Annotated in this window: 18 protein-coding genes; 6 read left to right on the top strand and 12 right to left on the bottom strand. The window is 68.4% G+C overall.

What is annotated here, in order from left to right; genetic code table 11:
* Position 1: 1 nt before the first annotated feature.
* The 4 genes from ACIA03_RS21765 to rplJ all read right to left on the bottom strand — a co-directional run bounded on the left by ACIA03_RS21765 (position 2) and on the right by rplJ (position 3,226).
* Positions 2-787, bottom strand: coding sequence for an MlaE family ABC transporter permease (locus tag ACIA03_RS21765; RefSeq protein ID WP_396986358.1), 786 nt, complete (start codon positions 785-787; stop codon positions 2-4).
* Positions 787-1,770 (bottom strand): ABC transporter ATP-binding protein, encoded by a 984-nt coding sequence (locus tag ACIA03_RS21760; protein WP_396986356.1) that lies wholly within the window; start codon positions 1,768-1,770, stop codon positions 787-789. Before ACIA03_RS21760 ends, ACIA03_RS21765 begins: the two co-directional genes overlap by 1 nt.
* A gap of 394 nt (positions 1,771-2,164) precedes the next feature.
* Complete coding sequence (rplL, locus tag ACIA03_RS21755; RefSeq protein WP_008362878.1) at positions 2,165-2,551, bottom strand: 50S ribosomal protein L7/L12; 387 nt, start codon at positions 2,549-2,551, stop codon at positions 2,165-2,167.
* Between the two features lie 93 nt (positions 2,552-2,644).
* Positions 2,645-3,226: a 50S ribosomal protein L10 gene (gene rplJ, locus ACIA03_RS21750; protein ID WP_336736151.1), complete on the bottom strand. Its 582-nt coding sequence runs from the start codon at positions 3,224-3,226 to the stop codon at positions 2,645-2,647.
* Between the two features lie 248 nt (positions 3,227-3,474).
* Here rplJ and ACIA03_RS21745 point away from each other — a divergent pair, with 248 nt between their 5' ends.
* The 3 genes from ACIA03_RS21745 (at position 3,475) to ACIA03_RS21735 (ending at position 5,861) form a co-directional block, all read left to right on the top strand.
* Positions 3,475-4,464, top strand: a complete 990-nt coding sequence (locus ACIA03_RS21745; protein ID WP_396986353.1) for an aldo/keto reductase — start codon at positions 3,475-3,477, stop codon at positions 4,462-4,464.
* Between the two features lie 171 nt (positions 4,465-4,635).
* Positions 4,636-5,556 carry an MFS transporter gene (locus ACIA03_RS21740; RefSeq protein WP_396986351.1) on the top strand — a complete coding sequence of 307 codons (921 nt, stop codon included), beginning with the start codon at positions 4,636-4,638 and terminating at the stop codon, positions 5,554-5,556.
* The gene (locus ACIA03_RS21735) at positions 5,484-5,861 is read left to right on the top strand and encodes a hypothetical protein (RefSeq protein WP_396986349.1); all 378 of its coding nucleotides are present in this window, start codon (positions 5,484-5,486) and stop codon (positions 5,859-5,861) included. Before ACIA03_RS21740 ends, ACIA03_RS21735 begins: the two co-directional genes overlap by 73 nt.
* Here ACIA03_RS21735 and ACIA03_RS21730 read toward each other — a convergent pair.
* From ACIA03_RS21730 to ACIA03_RS21720, 3 genes are all read right to left on the bottom strand, one after another.
* Positions 5,841-6,551, bottom strand: a complete 711-nt coding sequence (locus ACIA03_RS21730) for a maleylpyruvate isomerase family mycothiol-dependent enzyme (protein ID WP_396986347.1) — start codon at positions 6,549-6,551, stop codon at positions 5,841-5,843. The genes ACIA03_RS21735 and ACIA03_RS21730 overlap by 21 nt on opposite strands.
* 32 nt (positions 6,552-6,583) lie before the next feature.
* Entirely contained in the window at positions 6,584-7,462 is an 879-nt protein-coding gene (locus ACIA03_RS21725; RefSeq protein WP_396986345.1) for a phosphotransferase family protein, read from the bottom strand.
* Positions 7,463-7,536: 74 nt separating this feature from the next.
* Positions 7,537-8,142 carry a CGNR zinc finger domain-containing protein gene (locus ACIA03_RS21720; RefSeq protein ID WP_396986343.1) on the bottom strand — a complete coding sequence of 202 codons (606 nt, stop codon included), beginning with the start codon at positions 8,140-8,142 and terminating at the stop codon, positions 7,537-7,539.
* Between ACIA03_RS21720 and ACIA03_RS21715 the strand changes: the two genes are divergently transcribed.
* Entirely contained in the window at positions 8,141-9,322 is a 1,182-nt protein-coding gene (locus ACIA03_RS21715) for an MFS transporter (RefSeq protein ID WP_396986338.1), read from the top strand. The two genes, ACIA03_RS21720 and ACIA03_RS21715, sit on opposite strands and share 2 nt — an antisense overlap.
* Before the next feature lie 10 nt (positions 9,323-9,332).
* On the opposite strand, the gene ACIA03_RS21710 is transcribed toward ACIA03_RS21715, so the two are convergent.
* The 5 genes from ACIA03_RS21710 to rplK form a co-directional block, all read right to left on the bottom strand.
* Positions 9,333-10,097: an amino acid ABC transporter ATP-binding protein gene (locus tag ACIA03_RS21710; RefSeq protein WP_396986336.1), complete on the bottom strand. Its 765-nt coding sequence runs from the start codon at positions 10,095-10,097 to the stop codon at positions 9,333-9,335.
* Positions 10,094-10,840, bottom strand: coding sequence for an amino acid ABC transporter permease (locus ACIA03_RS21705; protein ID WP_396986334.1), 747 nt, complete (start codon positions 10,838-10,840; stop codon positions 10,094-10,096). Before ACIA03_RS21705 ends, ACIA03_RS21710 begins: the two co-directional genes overlap by 4 nt.
* Positions 10,841-10,890: 50 nt before the next feature.
* A complete protein-coding gene (locus tag ACIA03_RS21700; RefSeq protein WP_396986332.1) occupies positions 10,891-11,676 on the bottom strand; it encodes a transporter substrate-binding domain-containing protein in 786 nt (261 codons plus the stop codon).
* Between the two features lie 81 nt (positions 11,677-11,757).
* The gene (gene rplA / locus ACIA03_RS21695; protein WP_350829417.1) at positions 11,758-12,474 is read right to left on the bottom strand and encodes a 50S ribosomal protein L1; all 717 of its coding nucleotides are present in this window, start codon (positions 12,472-12,474) and stop codon (positions 11,758-11,760) included.
* Between the two features lie 62 nt (positions 12,475-12,536).
* The gene (rplK, locus tag ACIA03_RS21690) at positions 12,537-12,965 is read right to left on the bottom strand and encodes a 50S ribosomal protein L11 (protein WP_045550585.1); all 429 of its coding nucleotides are present in this window, start codon (positions 12,963-12,965) and stop codon (positions 12,537-12,539) included.
* A 213-nt stretch (positions 12,966-13,178) separates the two neighbouring features.
* Here rplK and ACIA03_RS21685 point away from each other — a divergent pair, with 213 nt between their 5' ends.
* Together ACIA03_RS21685 and ACIA03_RS21680 are read left to right on the top strand one after the other, a co-directional pair.
* The gene (locus ACIA03_RS21685; protein WP_396986329.1) at positions 13,179-14,372 is read left to right on the top strand and encodes a lytic transglycosylase domain-containing protein; all 1,194 of its coding nucleotides are present in this window, start codon (positions 13,179-13,181) and stop codon (positions 14,370-14,372) included.
* Between the two features lie 116 nt (positions 14,373-14,488).
* The gene (locus ACIA03_RS21680; RefSeq protein WP_396986327.1) at positions 14,489-16,204 is read left to right on the top strand and encodes an alpha-glucosidase; all 1,716 of its coding nucleotides are present in this window, start codon (positions 14,489-14,491) and stop codon (positions 16,202-16,204) included.
* Positions 16,205-16,304: the final 100 nt, after the last annotated feature.

Below are 16,304 nucleotides of genomic sequence, written 5' to 3'. Positions count from 1 at the left end.
CCTAACCGGCTTTGCTGGGGATGATCTGCAGGAAGATCGCAGACATCACGAAGTTGGTGATGAACAACAGCAGGAACGTGATGACGACCGACTCGTTCACGGCGTCACCCACACCCTTCGGGCCGCCACCCGCGTTCATGCCCTTGTACGCAGCCACGATCGCCGCGATCAGACCGAACACGAGCGCCTTCGCCAGGCCCTGCCACAGGTCGGCCATCTGCGCCAGCGCGGTGAAGCTGGCCAGGTAGGCACCCGGGGTGCCGCCCTGGATGATGACGTTGAAGACGTACCCACCCATGACGCCGACGATCGAGACCATGCCGTTGAGGAAGACCGCGATCATCATCGCGGCAAGCACACGTGGGACCACCAGACGCTGGATCGGGTCGATGCCCAACACCATCATCGCGTCGAGCTCTTCGCGGATCTTCCGGGCACCGAGGTCGGCGGCGATCGCCGAGCCACCAGCACCCGCGACCAGCAGCGCGGTCGCGATCGGGGCAGCCTGCTGGACGACCGCGAGGACCGCGGCCGACCCGACGAAGGACTGCGCGCCGAACTGGGCCACCAGGCCGCCGACCTGCAGCGCGATGACCGCGCCGAAGGGAATCGCGACCAGCGCAGTCGGGACGATCGTCACCGACGCGATGAACCATGCCTGCTGGATGAACTCCCGGAACTGGAAGGGGCGCCGGAACAAGGCGCGCCCCACGTCCAGCCCGAACGCGAAGAGTGAGCCAGCGGTCCCGATCGGTTTCAGGACCCTGGCGGCGGTCAGAGATGACATCAGTGAGGAGCCTCTGTGGGATCTGCTTTCACGCCGCCGGGGGCCATGGCGGCATCCGGACGGAACGATCCGGGCGGCGGGGTGACACCGTTCTCACGGCACCAGGCACCCGGCGGGCGCTGGTATTTGCGGGGAATGCCGTTGGACGGCTCGAGCTGCATCGGGATCGGCGGCAACGGCGGCAGACCCATGTCCTTCTCCGCAGCCAGCTCGTCGGCGTCCTTCTCCTCGGACATGCCGATCGGGCCGATCGTCTGAGCGTTGAGGAACTGACGGACCACCGGCTCCTCGGAGCTGAGCAGCATCTCGCGGGGACCGTACATCGCCAGGTGCTTGTGGTAGAGCAGGCCGATGTTGTCCGGCACCGTACGCGTCGAGTTGATGTCGTGGGTCACGATCAGGAACGTCGCGTCGATCTGCGCGTTCAGGTCGATGAAAAGCTGGTTGATGAACGCCGTGCGCACCGGGTCCAGACCGGAGTCGGGCTCGTCGATGAGCAGGATCTCCGGGTCGAGGACGAGAGCACGCGCCAGGCCGGCGCGCTTGCGCATACCACCGGAGATCTCACCAGGAAGCTTGTTCTCGGCGCCGATGAGACCGACCAGGTCCATCTTCTCCATGACGATGTTGCGGATCTCCGACTCGCTCTTCTTCGTGTGCTCACGAAGCGGGAACGCGACATTGTCGAACAGGTCCATCGACCCGAACATGGCGCCGTCCTGGAACAGCACCCCGAACAGCTTGCGGACCTCGTAGAGGTCTCGCTCCGAGCAGCTGGCGATGTCGACGCCCTCGATGACCACCGAGCCCTGGTCGGGCTTGATCAGGCCGATCAGCGTCTTCAGGAGCACGGACTTACCCGTACCGGACGGACCCAGCATCACGCTGATCTCGCCCGCAGGCAGCGTCAGCGTGACATCTTTCCAGATGAGCTGCTTACCAAAGCTCTTGGTCAGCCCTTCGATCTTTACGTCTACACCCATCCGGGCCGGCTCCCTTCCTGTTCGCGGGGGTCTCCCTCAAGTCCCCTACTGCCCGACTAACGGCAGAGTGTGACGGGGGTTACGCACTTCCTGCGACACGAGTCACACTTTTGTAAACCATAACGGTCTGCGAATGGCGACGATGATCACCACCCGAGACGAGCTCCCCCTGCGAACACGTCGACGGTCGGATTGCGACCGCCTCGCTCGGCGTGTGTTCAAGATAACGAAACAAACCGCGGGAGGCTACTCCCGAGTAGCCTCCCGCGGTTGGAACGATCGGAACACTGCGCTGCAGCTTGGCCGATCTGTTGCGGAACTGTTTCCGCGATGTAGCGAGCCCGGGCCCGGCGGAAACCGCCGAACCCGGGCTCGCAGGGCCGAAGCCCTCAGATCACTTGACGGTGACCGTGGCGCCGGCGGCCTCGAGGGCCTCCTTCGCCTTGTCAGCGGTCTCCTTGTTGGCGGCCTCGAGGACGGCCTTGGGGGCACCCTCGACGAGCTCCTTGGCCTCCTTCAGACCGAGGGAGGTCAGGGCGCGCACCTCCTTGATGACGTTGATCTTCTTGTCGCCGGCGGACTCGAGGATGACGTCGAACTCGTCCTTCTCCTCGGCAGCGGCGGCGGCCGGGGCACCCGGGGCGCCGGCAGCGGCAACGGCGACCGGAGCGGCAGCGGTGACACCGAAGGTGTCCTCGAAGGCCTTGACGAACTCGGAGAGCTCGATGAGGGTGAGCTCCTTGAAAGCGTCGAGCAGCTCGTCGGTGGAGAGCTTCGCCATGATGGCATTTCCTTTCGTGGTGGCCCTGTGCGTTTTTCTGTGAGTACGCGGCAGGGCCGGGTTACAGGTGGTGGTTAGTTACGACCGGGGCCATCAGGCCTCGGCCGGAGCCTCCTCGGCGGCAGCCGGCTCAGCGGCACCACCTGCGAGGATCGAGGGGTCCTCCGCGGCCTTGGCCTCGAGAGCGGCAGCGAGCTGCGCGGTCTTCGAGGGCAGAGCGTTGAAGGCGTAGAGAGCCTGCGACAGCGACGCGGTGAACGCGCCCGCAAGCTTGGCGAGCAGGACCTCGCGCGACTCGAGGTCGGCAAGCTTGCCGACCTCAGCAGCGTCGATGGCCTTGCCGTCGAGGTACCCGCCCTTGATGACAAGGTTGGGGTTGGCCTTGGCAAAGTCACGCAGACCCTTGGCCGCCTCGACGACGTCACCCTTGATGAAGGCGATCGCGGTCGGGCCGGTCAGCAGGTCATCGAAGCCTTCGATGCCGCTCTGGGAGGCAGCGATCTTGGCCAGCGTGTTCTTGACCACGGCGTAGTTAGCGCTCTCACCAAGCGAGCGACGAAGAGTCTTCAGCTCGCCGACGGTGAGACCACGGTACTCGGTCAGCACGACGCCGCTCGAGGCGCTGAACTCGTCAGCGATCTCGGCAACGGCAGTCTGCTTGTCAGCCCGCGCCATGGGTCTCCTTCTTCCGGGAATCGATCCCACCGGCGAGGGCCCGTGAATGACAAACGCCCCGAGCGCAGGCTCAGGGCGTGACGTACGTTCTCGTCTTGCTCTTCACCTACGCTGGCCGTCCGCATCTCAGCGGTACCTTCGATCGGGTGCATGCGCACCTGACAACCGGCGGTCTCTGGTTTCGAACAACAATTATGCGTACGCCGCGGGGCACGGCCAAATCGACGGCGGGCGCTACCTTTGCGGGCATGGAGAGCCACACCTTCGGAAGGATCGGGCGCTCGGCGTCGGTCATCGGTCTCGGCACCTGGCAGCTCGGTGCCGACTGGGGCGAGGTCAGCGAGTCGGACGCGCTGGCGGTGCTCGAGGCCGCGGTGGGCGACGGGGTCACCTTCCTCGACACCGCCGACGTCTACGGCGACGGTCGGAGCGAGCAGGTGATCGGGCGATTCCTCCGCTCGCACGACGGGATCTTCGTCGCGACGAAGATGGGGCGCCGGGTGGACCAGGTGCCTTCGAACTACACCCTGCCCGCCTTCCGGTCGTGGCTGGATCGGTCTCGATCGAACCTCGGGGTCGACACGATCGACCTCGTGCAGCTGCACTGCCCGCCCTCGGAGACGATCGAGTCTGCGGCCACCTATGACGCCCTGGACACCCTGGTCTCGGAGGGGGTGATCGCGGCGTACGGCGTCAGTGTGGAGACCTGCGACCAGGCCCTGGCCGCGATCGCGCGGCCCAATGTGGCCTCGATCCAGATCATCCTGAACGCGTTCCGGCTCAAGCCGCTGGACCGCGTGCTGCCCGCGGCCGCGGAGGCCGGTGTCGGGATCATCGCGCGGGTGCCGCTGGCGTCGGGGCTGCTGTCGGGGCGCTACTCGGAGTCGACGACGTTCGCCGCCGACGACCACCGCACCTACAACCGCCACGGCGAGGCCTTCGACGTCGGTGAGACCTTCTCGGGCGTCGACTTCGCGACTGGCGTCAAGGCGGCCCAGGAGTTCGCCGCACTGGTGTCCGAGCACGGCCCCGAGGGCGCGACTCCCGCGCAGGTCGCCCTCGCGTGGGTCGCTCAGCAGCCCGGCGTCACCACCGTCATCCCCGGCGCCCGCAACACGTCGCAGGCCCACGCGAACTCCGCCGCCGGCTCGCTCCCACCCCTCTCGGACGAGCTGCTCTCCGGCGTACGCCAGATCTACGACACGCACCTCCGCGAGGCCGTCCACTCCCGCTGGTGACCATCCCCCGCCGAGACGTCACCCGCGTCGGCCGAGTGGGCACCGCGATGACCACTCGGCCGACCGGAGTGACGTCTCGGCCGACCGGAGTGACGTCTCGGCCGACCGGGGTGACGTCTCGCCCAGCATAAAAATAGTGAGCCTTGGTAACGAATAGTGCAGAGTAAAGGCGTGACGACGGAGACGACGACCAAGGAGTTCCGGTTCCGAGACATCGCGGTGGTGGCGTACGCACCCTCGATCGTCAGCTCCATGGGGCACGGTGCGGTGATGCCGGTGCTGGCGCTGCGGGCCTCCGACCTGGGTGCGGACGCATCGATGGCCGCGTTCGTGGTCGCGCTGCTCGGGATCGGGTCGCTGGCCACCTCGTTGCCCGCGGGCTCGCTGGTGGCGAGGATCGGCGAGCGGCGTACGTTGATGGGTGCCGGCGCGCTCGACGCGGTGGCGATGACCGTGGCGTTCCTCAGCAGCTCGGTCGCCGTGCTCGCTGTCGCCGTCTTCGTGAGCGGGATGAGCTGGACGGCGTTCCTGATCGCGCGGCAGGGCTTCCTCATCGACGCGACGCCGCTCTCCCACCGGGCGCGGGCGATGTCGCTGCTGGGCGGGTCGTTCCGACTCGGCGTCTTCGTCGGCCCGCTGCTCGGCGCCGGCCTCATCCATCTCTTCGGGCTTCCCGTGGTCTTCCTGTTCGCGGCCGCGATGTCGCTGTGCTCCGCGGTGATCGGCGGCTGGATGCCCGAGCTCGGCCGGACCCGCTCGCGCGAGCAGGGACACCTGAGCGTACGCAGCGTGCTGTGGGCCCACCGGCGGACCTTCGCCACGCTCGGGGTGGCCGTGGTGATCATCGGGATCTCGCGGTCCGTACGCACCGGCCTGCTCCCGCTGTGGGCCGACCACATCCACCTCGACGCCTCGGTCGTGTCCCTGCTCTTCGCCGGGGCCGCGCTGGTCGACATCGCCCTCACCCTGCCCGGCGGCTGGCTCCTCGACCACCGCGGGCGGCAGGTCGTGGCGATCCGGTGGTGCTCGCCGTCGGCGTCGGCTGCCTGCTCCTCCCCCTCACCCACGACGCGCTCAGCCTGGGCGCGGTGATGGCGCTGATCGCGATCGGCAACGGCCTCGGCTCGGGGATCGTGATGACGCTGGGCGCCGATGCCGCGCCGGCCGACGGACGCGCGCAGTTCCTCGGCGGCTGGCGGCTGTGCGGCGACCTCGGCGGCACCGGCGGACCGCTCCTGGTCTCCGGGCTGGCCGCGGTCTTCTCGATCGCCGCCGCGCCGGTCGCGCTCGGGCTCTTCTCGCTCGCCGGGGCGGTCTGGGTCGGTCACTGGACCGGCCGTGCCGACCGCGACCGGCTCTCTCGGCTGCCGGCCCGGCTACGGGACGATCGCGCGTGAGAGTGCCTCGGCCAGGGCGGCCTCGTCACCGGTGACGGTCAGCTCGACGGCCTTGGGCGACGTACGGCCCCAGAGCAGCAGCGCCAGGTCGCGAGCGGATCCGGTGACGGACACCTTCTGCACCGCGTTCGGTGCTCCGATCGCCCAGGTGCCGCCGGTGTCGGTGGCGGTGAGCTCGATGCGGGTGACGACCTTCCGGGTGCGCTTCAGGGCGATCTGCCGCGGGTACATCACGGTCAGCACCTCGTCGACGGCGTCCGCCCAGAGCTCCGAGGTCGCCTCGGGCGCCGGTAGCCCGAGCGCGGTCCGAATGTCCCAGAGGTGGATCAGGGTCTCGTGCACCTGACGCCGGAACCAGAACGAGACCGGCCCACGGCCGTCTTCGGTCAGCCCGTTGAGGATCCGGCCGGTCGCGTCCGGCCCCAGCTCCGAGAGCGTCGCGCGCAGCTCGGCGGCCTGCGCCTCGTAGGTCGCGACCAGGTCCAACGGGACCGGCAGCGGCTCCTCGTCCTCGTCGCGGGCCATCGCCGCCGCCCAGTGGTGCACCCCGGCCAGATGATCGGCCAGGTCCCCGACCGACCAGTCGTCGCAGGAGGGCACCGGTACGTCCGGATCGGCCTGCTTCAGCGCGGCCGCGAACTCGGACTGCAGCTCACCGAGGGTCACGAAGTAGTCGTCAGGCGTGGGCACGTCGCCGACCCTACTGGCATCGGAGGCCGGGCTCAGCGGCATCTCGGCAGGACCACGGCAAGCCGCTCCTCGAGGCGGGCCAGCTCGGCCGGATCGGTGATGAACGACGCCCTGCCCGGTGGCGGGAGGAAGCCGACGACGTCCATCACGTCGAAGTAGGGCTGTGGCACGCGACCGGTCGTCGTGGCGTACGCATCGGCGAAGCGGTCCGCGACCTCGGTGCCGTGAACCAGGGCGAGATTGGTCGCACAGTGGGCCACGTCCAGCCAGGCCGGTCCGATCGACGTCTCGACCCAGTCGACGACGCCCGTGATCTCACCACGAGACCACAGCACGTTGCGCGGCTGGAAGTCACGGTGGATGAAGCAGGGTTCGTAGGCCGGCGGCTCGCTGCGCAGCAGTGCGAACGCCTCCTCCCACAGGCCCCCGTCGCTCGCCCAGGCCGGGACGACGAACTTCGCCTCCCACGCCCACGACTGGTAGCTGCGTACGTCGATCGTGGTGTCGATCGCGTGGATGCTCGCCAGCAGCCCGGCGAGCCGGGCGAGCGAGGCGTCGTCGTCGCGCTGCGGCTCGATCTCGCCCGGGAGCAGCGTCATCAGGTGGGCAGGATGTCCGCAGTGTTCACCCGTGGCGTCGAGCGCGAGCGACCGAGGCGCCGGCACGTCGGTGGCCGCGAGCATCCGCTGGACCTCGCTCTCCCGAGTGGTGAGCGGTTCACCGTGCGTACGCCACGGCTCGTTGGTCATCAGGCGGAGCACCGCCGGCTCGTGGCCGTCGGCCGAGATCGCCAGCATGGTCGAGGTCCAGCCGCCGGAGAGGCGGCGTACGTCACAGAAGGGATCGCCCAGCTGCCCCTGTGCCCACTCGAGCGCCGCAGACCAGTCCACTGTCCCGGGATCAGTTCGCACGCAGCAACCCTAGTGAGATAGTTCGGGACGTTCCTGCCCATTACCCGCCGGTAGACCGACCGAAACGTCCCGGACTACTTCTGGCGGGCCCGGTGTGCGGCAGCCTTGACGCGGCTCTGGCATCGCGTGGAGCAGAAGCGGCGGCCGGCGTTCTTGGAGGTGTCGACGAAGGCGCGGTCACAGGGCGCCGCCTGGCAGACGCCCAGCCGGCCGGCCAGATCCGAGCCGATCGCCAACGCGAGCCCGGCGGCGATCCCGGCACCCCAGCCGACGACCAGGTCGGGCTCGCGACCGTGGAAGTGGAGTGTCCAGCCGCCTCCACGGGCCCGGTCGAGCTGCGGGACGGAGCCCATCTCCCGCAGGAGCCCGTTGACCGTGGTCGCGGCGGTGTCGAGGTCATCGCGCGCCGCGGCTTCGAACACGACCCGCAGCGACTCGGCGAGGGCGACCATCCCGTCCGCCGCGGTCTCGTCGACCCGCGGGTCGTAGTCGCGACGGGCCAGCAGGTCGTGGACGACCTGGGCCCGCTGCCCCGCTGGCGGCGGCTCGACGGCGCGGGTGCCGTCGTGACCGGAGGTCAGCGCGTTGACGAGCCTGCAGGCCTGATCGGTCACCGTGTGCACATGACTGTCGAAATGTATTTGACCAGTCACCATCGTCGGATCTACCGTCGCGCTCATGACTGTCATTCAACCATTGGCCAGTCACCAACGCACGAGATGGCCGAGGTCGCTCGTCGCCCTGGTCATCGCCCGAGCGGTCAACCGGCTGGGTTCGTTCGCCATGGCGTTCATGGCGGTCGTCCTGGTCGAGGTGCACGGCGCATCCCTCGCCACGGCCGGCGCGGTCGTGACGGCGTTCGGCGCCGCCACCATCCCGTCACGGCTCCTCGGAGGTTGGCTGGCCGACACCGTGGGCCGTCGCCCGACCATCGTCGCGGGACTCGTGGCCTGCGCGGCGGCACAGCTGGTCATCGCCGCGTCGCCAGGCATCGGCGGTGCGCTGGTCGGCGCGACGCTCCTCGGGCTGGCCTACGAGATCTACGAGCCGGCGTCGCAGGCGCTGATCGCGGAGTCGGTGGAGGCCGAGCGGCGGCCGCAGGCGTACGGGCTCTATGGAGCCGCGATGGCTGTCGCGGGCGTCGCGGCGGGCGCGCTGGCGGCTCTGGTGGGCGGCGTCGACCTGCGCCTACTTTTCGTCGCCGACGCGGTCACCTGTCTGTGCGCCGCGGGCCTCGTCCTGGCTCTCGTGCGGGACACCGGTGGCCGAGTCCCGGGCCCGCGGCGACGCGGGCGGAGCCCCTGGCGCGACCGTCGGCTCCTGACGATGCTCGCCCTCGGCACCGGGTTCGCGACCGCATGGATCCTGAGCACGATCGCGCTCCCGCTCACCGCCTCCGCCCGCGGACACGAGGCCGCGGCGACCGGCTGGCTCCTCGTCGTCGCCGCCATGGTCACGATCGCCGGCCAGCGCCTGCTCCGCGGCGCCGCCGCCCGGCCCTTCGCGCTCATCCGCGCGGGCCTGGTCCTGATGGCCGTCGGCTTCGCCGTCGTCGCGTACGCAGCGACGTTGCCGCTCCTCGCCGTCGGCTCGGGGATCGTGGCACTCGGCGAGGTGCTCCTTCTCGCCCCACCGATCGCGCTCGTGGCCGGCCTGGCGACCGACGCGTCGCGAGCGGGCTACCTGGCGGCGTACGGGACCTGTTGGGGGATCGCGCAGACGATCGGCCCGATCCTCGCGACCGGCCTGATGTCGCACGGGGTGCCGACGGTCTGGCTCACCGGCACCGGTCTGTGCCTCGCCCTCGCGGCGGCCACCGCGCCGGTGGGACGCTGGATGTTCACCGAGGGATCTCGGTGAACATCCAGGCTCAGAGCACCCGGGAGAGGAACGCCTGGGTGCGCTCGTGCTGCGGGTTGCCGAGGACGTCGGCGGGGAGGCCCTCCTCGACGATCACGCCGCCATCCATGAAGACGACCTTGTCGGCGACCTCGCGGGCGAAGCCCATCTCGTGGGTCACCACCATCATGGTCATGCCCTCGGAGGCGAGGTCCTTCATGACGGCCAGGACATCCCCGACGAGCTCGGGGTCGAGCGCCGAGGTCGGCTCGTCGAAGAGCATCATGTCGGGGTTCATCGACAGCGCCCGCGCGATGGCGACGCGCTGCTGCTGGCCGCCGGAGAGGTGCGCCGGGTAGGCGTCGGCCTTGTCCGAGAGGCCGACCTTCTCCAGGGTGGCCCGAGCGATCTGCGTGGCCTCGGCCCGACCACGCTTGAGCACCTTCTCCTGAGCAACCGTCAGGTTGCGGAGCACCGTCATGTGCGGGAACAGGTTGAACTGCTGGAAGACCATCCCGATCCGCGCCCGCAGCGCGTCCACGTCCGCGTCGGGGTCGGTGATCTCGTCGCCCTCGACCAGGATCGTGCCGCTGGTCGGCTCCTCGAGCATGTTCACGCAGCGCAGCAGGGTCGACTTGCCGGACCCGGAGGGCCCGATCACGCAGACCACCTCGCCCCGCCCGACGTGGAAGTCGATGCCTCTGAGCACCTCGTTCTTTCCGAAATACTTGTGCAGGTTCTGTACGTCGATCGCGGCGGCACTCCGCGCGCTCGCGGTCACAGTCTGATCGGTCATGCGCGAGCCTTTCCGGCCTTGGCCTCGAGCCGACGTACCAGCATCGACAGCGGGATGGTGATCAGCAGATAGCAGAGACCGACGATCACGATCGGCGTCAGGTTGGCCTCGCTGTTCATGCCTTCCCTACCCCACTTCGTGAGCTCGTACTGGTCGAGCGAGAGGCCGAGCAGGTAGATGAGAGACGAGTCCTTGGTCAGCAGGATCAGCTCGTTCGTCAGCGGCGGCAGAATGATGCGGAACGCCTGCGGGATCACGACAGTCGTCATCGCCCGTGCATGCGACATTCCGAGCGTGCGTGCTGCCTCATACTGTCCCTTCGGCACTGCCTGGATCCCGGCCCGGATCGTCTCGGCCATATAGGCGCCACCGACCAAGCCAAGCGCGAGGGTGGCGACGCCGTAGTTGTCGAACGGGATGTCCAGCTGCGGGAACGCTCGAGACCAGCCCGGTCCCAGCATCAGGAAGACGACCAGGGCGGGAAGCCCGCGGAAGAGCTCGATGACTCCAGTCGACAACCATCTCCAAGGTCCCACACTGGAGAGCCGCATCAGCGCCAGCAGGAGGCCGAGAAGTAGGCCGAATGTGAACCCCAGCGCGGTATAGATGACCGTGTTCTTCAGCGCTACGGTCAATACCTTGGGGAACTGATCGACGACCAGATCCCACTTGAAGAAACTGTCGAGCAGTGCCTTCCAGTCCGCGAAGATCGCCGCGATCACGACGATCGCGGCGATCAACACGTACTGGGCGTAGCGGATCAGCGCCCCACGCCGGCGCTTGCTCAGAGCCATCACTGAGCGGCGGCCTCGCCGAACCACTTCTCGTAGGCCTTGTCGTAGTCCGGGCTGGCAATCGCCTCGTTGAGCACCTCGAGAAGCTTGTCGTTGCCGTCCTTCTTGACCGCCAGGCCGTACTCCTCGCCGGTCGAGAACTCAGTCGAAACCTTCACCTCAGGGTTCTGTTCCACGTAGTAGTTGACCAGTCCGTTGTCGTTGACTCCGGCGTCGACGTCGCCGTTGCGGACCGCCTCCATCATCAGGACCGAGTCCTCGTAGGAGACCGACTTGGCACCCTTGGGCAGGTTCTCCTTGACGTACGTCTCGCCCGTCGTGCCCTCCTGGACGGCGATCTTCTTCCCAGCCAGCGAGGCCAAGTCGGCGACCTTCGAATCCGCAGGAACCAGCAACGCCTGGGTGGCCTGGAAATAGGGGTCGGAGAAGTCCATGACGGCCGCGCGCTGCTCGGTGATCGTCATGGCGCCCAGGGCGACGTCACAGTCGTCGTTCTTCAGGGACTCACCGGAGACGATCGTCTCCCACGGGGTGTCAACGACCTCGACCTCGAGACCCTCGGCCTTCGCCGCGATGTCGACGATGTCGATGTCGAACCCGACGACATCGCCGCCCTTCGTGAACTCGAAAGGCTCGTAGGGAAGGTGCGTGCAGACCGTGAGCTTGCCCTCTTCGATGACCTTGGCGCCCGATTCGGTGGTCGCCGGTCCGCCGCCACCACATGCCGCGAGAGCCAGCCCCAACAGCGGCACGGACAGGGCAGCAGCGTAGTTCCGCAGATTCATGCGCCGCACTCTACGACGCTTTGTACGACGATGGCCCGCCACCCCTCGGGGTGGCGGGCCATCAGCGTGAGATCGTGAGGCTCAGGCCTCGTCCTCACCCGCAACGTTCTTGATGCGGTTGGGGTCGACCTGGACACCGGGGCCCATGGTGGTCGAGAGGGTGACCTTCTTCAGGTAGCGGCCCTTGGAGGAGGACGGCTTCAGACGAAGCACCTCCTCGAGAGCAGCGGCGTAGTTCTCAGCGAGCTGGGCCTCGGAGAAGGAGGCCTTGCCGATGATGAAGTGAAGGTTGGCGTGGCGGTCGACCCGGAAGTCGATCTTGCCGCCCTTGATGTCGGTCACGGCCTTGGCCGGGTCCGGGGTGACGGTGCCGGTCTTCGGGTTCGGCATGAGGCCACGGGGGCCGAGCACGCGGCCGAGGCGACCGACCTTACCCATCATGTCGGGGGTCGCGACGACCGCGTCGAAGTCGAGCCAGCCACCGGAGACCTTCTCGATGAGGTCGTCGCCACCGACGACGTCCGCGCCGGCCTCGCGAGCGGCCTCGGCCTTGTCCGGAGCAGCGGCGAAGACGATGACGCGCATCGTCTTACCGGTGCCGTGGGGCAGGCTGACGGTGCCGCGCACCATCTGGTCGGCCTTGCGGGGGTCGACGCCGAGACGCATGACGACGTCAACGGTCTCGTCGAACTTCTTCTTGCTGGAGCCCTTGGCGATCTTGATCGCGGCCAGCGGGGCGTAGAGCTCGTTCTTGTCGAACGTCTCCGACGCCGCGCGGTAGGTCTTGCTGCGCTGCATGGTGATTCCTTCGGTAGTTAAGAGGAGATGTGGTTAGCGAGCCAGCGCGGCTCTCCCACGTATCAGTCGGTGGTGACGCCCATGGAGCGGGCGGTGCCCTCGACGATCTTCATCGCGGCGTCGATGTCGTTCGCGTTGAGGTCGGGCAGCTTGGTGGTCGCGATCTCGCGCACCTGGTCCTTGGTCAGCTTGCCGACCTTGTCCTTGTGCGGGACGGACGAGCCCTTCTTCAGGCCGGCGGCCTTCTTGATCAGCTCAGCGGCCGGCGGGGTCTTCGTGATGAAGGTGAACGAGCGGTCCTCGTAGATGGTGATCTCGACGGGGATCACGTTGCCGCGCATGGACTCGGTCTGGGCGTTGTACGCCTTGCAGAACTCCATGATGTTCACGCCGTGCGGACCGAGCGCGGTACCGACCGGCGGGGCCGGGGTCGCGGAGCCGGCCTGCAGCTGCACCTTGACGAGCGCTGCGATCTTCTTCTTCGGAGGCATTCTTGAGATCTCTTCCTTCTCGTGGTCATGACGAAGCCGCTTGTACGTTTCGGCCTCTGCCACCTGCGGTGTTGCTCTCGCAACTGGTCAATTGTCCGTGATCTGTCCGGGTTCGCGAAATCAGCGCGGGGCGGCCCACTGAGTGGGACCCCCTGAGTGACGGGCACCACTCCCCTTGGCATACTCCCCCGGGGATTTACAAAGGGAGCTCAATTGTTCAATCGACGCCTGTCCAAGTTCGCCGCGCTCGTGCCGCTGGCAGCGCTCTCGGCGGCGTGGACCGCCGCCGCGACCGGTGCCGGGTTCGACCCGGTCGAACCCGTGACACTGCCCGGCGGGGAGACCTTGGTGACCTCGGCGATCGACCAGCCCGCGAGCGTCACCGAGCCCGCCCCGGCGCAGGGGGCCCGCGAGGGAGCCCGGACCGGCACGATCGCCATCGCGATGGCGCGGGGCAGCGACATCCCGATGGCCGCGCTGGCCGCCTACCAGCGTGCCGCCGCGGTCGTCACCACCGCCGACCGGGCCTGCGCCCTGGACTGGACGCTGCTCGCCGCCGTCGGGATGGTCGAGTCCGACCACGGGCGCCTGAAGAGCAGCCGGCTCGACGACGCGGGCAAGGCTCACCCGGCGATCTACGGTCCCGCGCTGACCACTCCCGCCGGCGATCCGGCACCCGACACCGACGCCGGCGCCGTCGACAAGCTCACCAGCGGCGACCGCGCCGTCGGGCCGATGCAGTTCATTCCCACGACCTGGCCGTTGGTGGCCGTCGACGGAGACGGCGACGGCGTACGCGACCCGCAGGACATCGACGATGCCGCGCTCGCCGCCGCGGTCTACCTCTGCTCCGGCGACGAGGACGTCTCCACCGAGGCGGGAAAGAAGGCCGCGCTCACCCGCTACAACCGCAGCGAGGCGTACGTCTCCACCGTCCTGAAGATCGCCAAGGGCTACTCCGACAGCCCCTATGCCGGTGACGACATCGAGCTCGCTGCCGCTCCCGCGCACGCCGAGCCCAGCCCGGGCGGCCACAAGCCGAACCCCGGGAAGAGGGCCGACAAGAAGCCCACGAAGAAGAAGCCCGCCAGCACCGCACCGAAGCCGACCGCCGGCGCCCAGCCCTCGGCGAAGCCGAGCTCGAGCCCGTCGACGGCCCCGAGCCCCAGCCCCACGCCCACCGACGACGGCAGCTGGGCCTCGATCTCCGAACGTCGCGGGATCTGTGCCGCCGAGCTGTCCTCCCGCTTCCCCGAGCTCGCCGACGGCTGGGACACCGACCGCGCCATCGATGCCTGCAGCATCCGGCTGCTCGGCAAGACCGTCACCCAGGCCAACGCCGCCGTGCCCGGTGTCGTCACCGACATCTCCGGGTACGTCGAGTGGCTGATCAAGACGCTGCCGTGAGGCGCCCTCGCGGCCCCCGGACGCTCACTTGGCACTCCGGATAGGCTCGAATCAAGGTCACAGTCGTCCAGGTCACTCTCGACACTGGCATGGTGACAAACCCGAGGCGGTGGCACATGGCCGCACCCGGCGCGTCTCGGTCGGCCCCGACCCACCAGGCGTGGTGGAAGTCGGCGGTGGTCTACCAGATCTACGTCCGCAGCTTCGCCGACTCCGACGACGACGGCATCGGTGACCTTCACGGCATCGTGCAGCACCTGGACTACCTCCAGGAGCTGGGGATCGATGTGATCTGGCTGTCCCCGGTCTACCGCTCGCCGCAGGAGGACAACGGTTACGACGTCAGCGACTACCAGGACGTCGATCCGCTCTTCGGCACCCTGGAGGACCTCGACCGGCTGCTCGCCGCGGTCCATCTGCGGGGCATGAAGCTGATCATGGACCTCGTCGTCAACCACACCTCTGACCAGCACCCCTGGTTCCTCGCCTCGCGCGCCTCGCGCGAGGCGGCCACCTCCGAGTGGTACTTCTGGCGGGACGCACGGCCGGGGACGGTCCCGGGTGCGCCCGGGTCGGAGCCGAACAACTGGGGCGCGTCCTTCGGCGGGTCCGCATGGGAGTGGGTGCCGGAGCGCGGCCAGTACTACCTGCACCTGTTCGCTCGGTCCCAGCCCGATCTGAACTGGGACAACCCGGACACCCGCGAGGCGGTGTTCACCATGATGAACTGGTGGCTCGACCGCGGGATCGACGGCTTCCGGATGGACGTCATCAACTTCATCTCCAAGGATCCCCGGCTGCCCGACGCGCCGCTCAACCGCGACGGCTACGGCGACGGGATGCCGTACTTCAGCCATGGCCCCCGGATCCGCGACTATCTGGCCGAGATGAAGCGCCGGGTGTTCGACTCGCGGCCGGGCAGCTACCTCACCGTGGGCGAGATGCCAGGGGTCACGCCCGAGCAGGCCCGGGAGTTCACCCACCAGGTGCACGGCCAGCTGGCCATGGTGTTCCAGTACGAGCACGTCAACCTCGACGCGGACGGCGACAAGTGGACCCAGCGACGGATGAGCGTGAAGGACCTGCGCGACACGCTCGCGACATGGCAGACCGCCCTCGGCGACACCGGATGGAACAGCCTCTACTGGAACAACCACGACCAGCCCAGGGTCGTCTCCCGCTACGGCAACGACACGACGTACTGGCGCGAGTCGGCAACCGCCCTGGCCACGGTGCTGCACCTGCACCGGGGAACCCCCTACGTCTTCCAGGGCGAGGAGATCGGGATGACCAACGCCCCGTTCACCGGCATCGACGACTTCCGAGACATCGAGTCTCTCGACTACTACGCGAGAGCGGTCGGTACGCACCGCGTGGACGCCGCCGTCGCGTTGGACACCCTGCGACGGCGGAGCCGGGACAACGCACGTACGCCGATGCAGTGGAGCCCCGCGCCCGGCGCCGGCTTCACGCCCGGCACTGCCTGGATCGGGATCAACCCCAACCACAGCTGGTTGAACGTCGCCGCGCAGCGCGGTACGCCGGGCTCGGTCTATGAGTACTACCGCGCCCTGATCGCGCTGCGGCACCGCCTGCCGGTCGTGGTGGACGGGCACTTCGCCGCCGTCGACACGGGCCGTGACCAGATCTACTCGTTCCGGCGCCAGCTGGACGGCACGACCCTCACCGTGGATGCGAATCTGTCTGACCTGCCGGTCTCCGTCGACCGCGACGACCGAGTGGCTCGCGACCTGGTGCTGGCCAACTATCACCGCAGCAGGATCGATCCCGATCGGCTGGAGCCCTGGGAGGTCCGCGTCTACGTGAGGTGACGTCCCGGCGGCTAGACTGGGGCCAAGACTGCAGGACACCTACCGCCCGACGCGGACATCGCGGAGGCACACGGCAGCGGTGTCGGCAGCAACCCGCAGA

This window comes from Nocardioides sp. NPDC051685, assembly GCF_044453405.1.
Classification (GTDB): domain Bacteria; phylum Actinomycetota; class Actinomycetes; order Propionibacteriales; family Nocardioidaceae; genus Nocardioides.
The sequence above is the reverse complement of the archived record's forward strand: the minus strand, read 5'-3'. Positions and strand labels throughout refer to the sequence as shown.